The organism is Modicisalibacter sp. MOD 31.J (assembly GCF_020147985.1).
Lineage (GTDB): Bacteria > Pseudomonadota > Gammaproteobacteria > Pseudomonadales > Halomonadaceae > Modicisalibacter > Modicisalibacter coralii.
Map to the genome: position 1 here is coordinate 382,163 of NZ_JAGXFF010000004.1, position 4,036 is coordinate 386,198.

Sequence of the window (4,036 nt, forward strand, 5' to 3'; positions counted from 1 at the left end):
GAGTTGAAGCCGTAGCGCATGATCACCTCGAAGACGCTGATCGCCATCGAGATCGCCACCAGCCAGGCGGCGACGCGGGCGCAGGCCACCACGCCGCGGTCGAAGGTGCTGCGCACCGGTGCGCCGGCCGCAGGCTCCTTGGCCGGCTCCGGCGCGCCGCTGGTCGCCGGGGCCAGTTCGTCGTCGCCGGCGGCGACGCGATCGTGATCCTTGTGGGTGTTGCTAGACATGGTTCCTCCGGACGACGCCACGGGCGCCGCCGTGGTCAGAAGGAAGCGGGGGGACGTCAAACGGGGCCGGTCGAACCGGCCCCGAGAGAGGCGACCGCAGCGAGGGTTACAGCAGGCCGCGCGTTTTCAGGAAGTCGGTGACCGAATCGTAGTACTTCTGGGTCATGTCGTTCTTCTGGGCCCAGACCTTCCATTCCTGTTCGGCGACCTCGCGGAACTTCTTGCGCTGCTCGGTCGACAGGTCGATCGGATGGACGTCGGGATCCTTCTTGAGCTTCTGCAGCGTCTCGATGTCCTGCGCCTTGAGCTCGGCGATCAGGTCGTAGGCCATCTCGTCGAAGGCGGTCTTGAGGGTGGTCTGCAGGTCTTCCGGCAGGCCGTCCCAGATCTCCTTGTTGAGCGACACGGCAATCATCGGCATGGAGTGGAAGCCCGGATACAGCGGGTACTTGGCGAACTCGTGGATGCCCTGGGCGTCGTTGTTGGAGAGCACCGTGGAGTCGGCGGCGTCGATCACGCCCTTCTGCAGCGAGGTGTAGACCTCGGAGCCCGGCAGGTTGACCGGCGAGGCGCCGACGCGTTCGAAGATGTTGTAGACCATGCCCTGCGGCGCACGGATCTTGAGACCCTTGAAGTCGTCGATCTTCTCGATCGGCACCGTCGACGGCAGCGATTCCAGCGGGAAGGTGGCCGCCGAGATCAGGTGGGCGCCGTAGGGCTCGGAGAGCTCGTTGTAGAGTTCCTCGCCGCCGTCGTGCTTCATGTATTCGAGGAAGTCATAGGGGTTGCTCCAGGCCCCCACCAGGTTGCCCATCATGCCGAACGCCGGATCCTGCCCGGAGAAGTAGCTGGGGTCGGTCATGTGCCCCTGGAGGATGCCGGAGGAGACGGCCTGCAGGGTCTCGGTGGGGCCGACGATGGCGTTGATCGGCAGGACTTCGATGTTCACCCGGCCATCGGTCATGGTCTCGATCTTGTCGGCCCATTTCTGCTTGATCTTGAAGCTCGGCTCGCCGGCGGTTTCCGAGGCCTGGAACTTCCAGTCGTAATCGGCCGCCTGGGCGGTGGTCATGCCGACCAGCAGCAGCGAGCCGGTAGCGAAGATGGCGTGTTTGAGCGTGAGCATAATCTCTCTCCAGATGGCGTTTGTTGTTATCAACGCGCAGGGGACAGGCCCCGAAGGGCGCTGAGGGCGAGCGGGAAGGCCCGCCCGTGAAGCCGCCCGCGGGCGGCGCTGAATCGTGGCTAGGCGGTGCCACGCCTTGTCAGGAAGGCGAGCAGGGCACCGGTGCCGAATTGCCAGGGGCGAATCCGGTCGCAGCGCTCGACGCGGTTGATCAATGCACCGAGCTGCGGGGCGGCGATGGTCACCCGGTCGTCGATGGCGTGGGTGAAGCCGCTGCCGGGTTCGCCGCGGTCCTGGGTCGGCGCGAACAGCGTGCCCAGGAACAGCAGGAAACCGTCGGGATACTGGTGGTGCGCGCCGATGGTCTGGGCGACCAGGTCGAGCGGATCGCGGCTGATTTCGTTCATCGAGCTGATCGCCTCGAGGCGGAAGTCGTCCGGCCCTTCGACCTCCAGGTGCACGTCCATGGCGCGCACGTCGTCGATGCCGAAGCCGTCGTCGAACAGCCGCAGCAGCGGGCCGATCGAGCAGGAGGCGTTGTTGTCCTTGGCCTTGCCCAGCAGCAGGGCGCTGCGTCCTTCGACGTCGCGCAGGTTGACGTCGTTGCCCAGCGCCGCGCCGCGCACCGCGCCCCGCGAGTCCACGGCCAGCACCACTTCGGGTTCGGGATTGTTCCAGGCCGAGGCGGGATGGATGCCCACCGGGCTGCCGAGGCCGACCGCCGACATCGGCTGGGCCTTGGTGAACACTTCCGCGTCGGGGCCGATGCCCACCTCGAGATACTGCGACCACACGCCCAGGTCGACGAGCCGCCGCTTGAGCGCCGCGGCCTCGTCGGAGCCTGGTTCGAGGCGCGACAGATCGTCGCCGATCAGTTCCTGAATGGTCTGGCGGATCGAGGCCGCGAGGGCGGCATCGCCGCGCGCCTGCTCCTCGATCACCCGCTCGAGCATCGAGGTCGCGAAGGTCACGCCACACGCCTTGATCGCCTGCAGGTCGCAGGGTGCCAGCAGATGACGACGGGCCGGGTCACCCTGAGCGTCGAGCGTTTCTTCGAGGCAGCTCTCGATCGCCACCAGCGGCGCATCGGGAGCACCATCCAGGCACTCGAGCAGATCGTCCCGCTCGAGCAGTGCGCTCAGCGTCGGTGCCAGTGCATCGACGTCGTGCAACCAGCCGGCGCGCAGCACGACCAGTCGCGGGCCTTGCCGTTCGGGCTCCCAGAGCCGGCCGATCAAGCGGTTGTCGGGTGCGCCCTCGGGCAGCAGGGGGTGTGTCATGGTCAGTGCCTGTTCGCTCGGTATGCCGATGTGGCTCTAAATGTTGAACATAGATGGTTTATGTTCAACATATACTTTCGTCGGGTATGAGCCCTCGACGGCTTCCGGTCCTCTTGCTTGTCGGGTGATGCCACGGAACTCGAAAAGACGTGCTCGGCGGGTGGTTCACGACCTTGGTCGCACTGATCGAGCATGACGGGGAAGGGGCGGTGAGGCAGTGGTCGAACGCGCAGCTTTTGATATCAGTTTAGTTATCAATATTTCGATAAATAGGCATTTTAAGGTTATCGATGGTCGAGTAACGTACGCCAACGCCAGTTTCTCGCGACGGTTGCCGTCGCCCGGATGGGGAGTCACCGCATGACCGACAACAAACGCCCGCCACGTACTCGAGAAAAACCGCTGCGCAGCGCCGCCTGGTTTGGCACCGCCGACAAGAACGGCTTCATGTACCGCAGCTGGATGAAGAACCAGGGCATCCCCGACCACGAGTTCCAGGGCAAGCCGATCATCGGCATCTGCAACACCTTCTCGGAGCTGACCCCCTGCAACGCCCACTTCCGCAAGCTCGCCGAGCACGTCAAGCAGGGCGTGCTCGAGGCCGGCGGTTACCCGCTGGAGTTCCCGGTGTTCTCCAACGGCGAGTCCAACCTGCGCCCCACGGCGATGTTCACCCGCAACCTGGCGAGCATGGACGTCGAGGAAGCGATCCGTGGCAATCCGCTCGACGCCGTGGTGCTGCTGGTGGGCTGCGACAAGACCACCCCGGCGCTGCTGATGGGCGCGGCGAGCTGCGACGTCCCCGCCATCGTGGTCAGCGGCGGACCGATGCTCAACGGCAAGCACCAGGGCCGCGACATCGGCTCCGGCACCGTGGTCTGGCAGCTCTCCGAGCAGGTCAAGGCGGGCCAGATCTCGCTGCACGACTTCATGGCCGCCGAGGCCGGCATGTCGCGCTCCGCCGGCACCTGCAACACCATGGGCACCGCCTCGACCATGGCCTGCATGGCCGAATCGCTGGGGGTATCGCTGCCGCACAATGCCGCCATTCCGGCGGTGGACTCGCGGCGCTACGTGCTCGCCCACCTCTCCGGCAACCGCATCGTCGAGATGGTCGACGAGGACCTCACGCTCTCCAAGGTCCTGACCCGCGAGGCCTTCGAGAACGCCATCCGCACCAACGCCGCCATCGGCGGCTCCACCAACGCGGTGATTCACCTCAAGGCCATCGCCGGGCGCATCGGCGTGGACCTGGCGCTGGACGACTGGAACCGCATCGGCCGCGGCACGCCGACGATCGTCGACCTGCAGCCCTCCGGGCGCTATCTGATGGAGGAGTTCTACTACGCCGGCGGGCTGCCGGCGGTACTCAAGCGCCTCGGCGAGGCCGAGCGGATTCC

Annotated in this window: 3 protein-coding genes and 1 pseudogene; 1 reads left to right on the forward strand and 3 read right to left on the reverse strand. The window is 66.0% G+C overall.

Annotation, left to right across the window (positions count from 1 at the left end):
• The 3 genes and pseudogenes from KGR00_RS15690 to KGR00_RS15700 all read right to left on the reverse strand — a co-directional run.
• Window positions 1-230, reverse strand: a pseudogene (locus KGR00_RS15690) (TRAP transporter small permease); the annotation flags it as partial.
• A 106-nt stretch (window positions 231-336) separates the two neighbouring features.
• Window positions 337-1,356, reverse strand: coding sequence for a TRAP transporter substrate-binding protein (locus KGR00_RS15695; RefSeq protein WP_129138899.1), 1,020 nt, complete (start codon window positions 1,354-1,356; stop codon window positions 337-339).
• A gap of 119 nt (window positions 1,357-1,475) precedes the next feature.
• On the reverse strand, window positions 1,476-2,636 hold the full coding sequence (locus KGR00_RS15700; protein ID WP_224419595.1) for a fumarylacetoacetate hydrolase family protein: 1,161 nt from the start codon (window positions 2,634-2,636) through the stop codon (window positions 1,476-1,478).
• A 360-nt stretch (window positions 2,637-2,996) separates the two neighbouring features.
• Between KGR00_RS15700 and KGR00_RS15705 the strand changes: the two genes are divergently transcribed.
• On the forward strand, window positions 2,997-4,036 hold a 1,040-nt coding region (locus KGR00_RS15705; protein ID WP_224424450.1), incomplete at its 3' end, for a dihydroxy-acid dehydratase.

Excerpts from the sequence above, each read along its gene's own strand:
- KGR00_RS15695 (WP_129138899.1), bottom strand. The coding sequence starts at position 1,356 with ATGCTCACGCTCAAACACGCCATCTTCGCTACCGGCTCGCTGCTGCTG.
- KGR00_RS15700 (WP_224419595.1), bottom strand. The coding sequence starts at position 2,636 with ATGACACACCCCCTGCTGCCCGAGGGCGCACCCGACAACCGCTTGATC.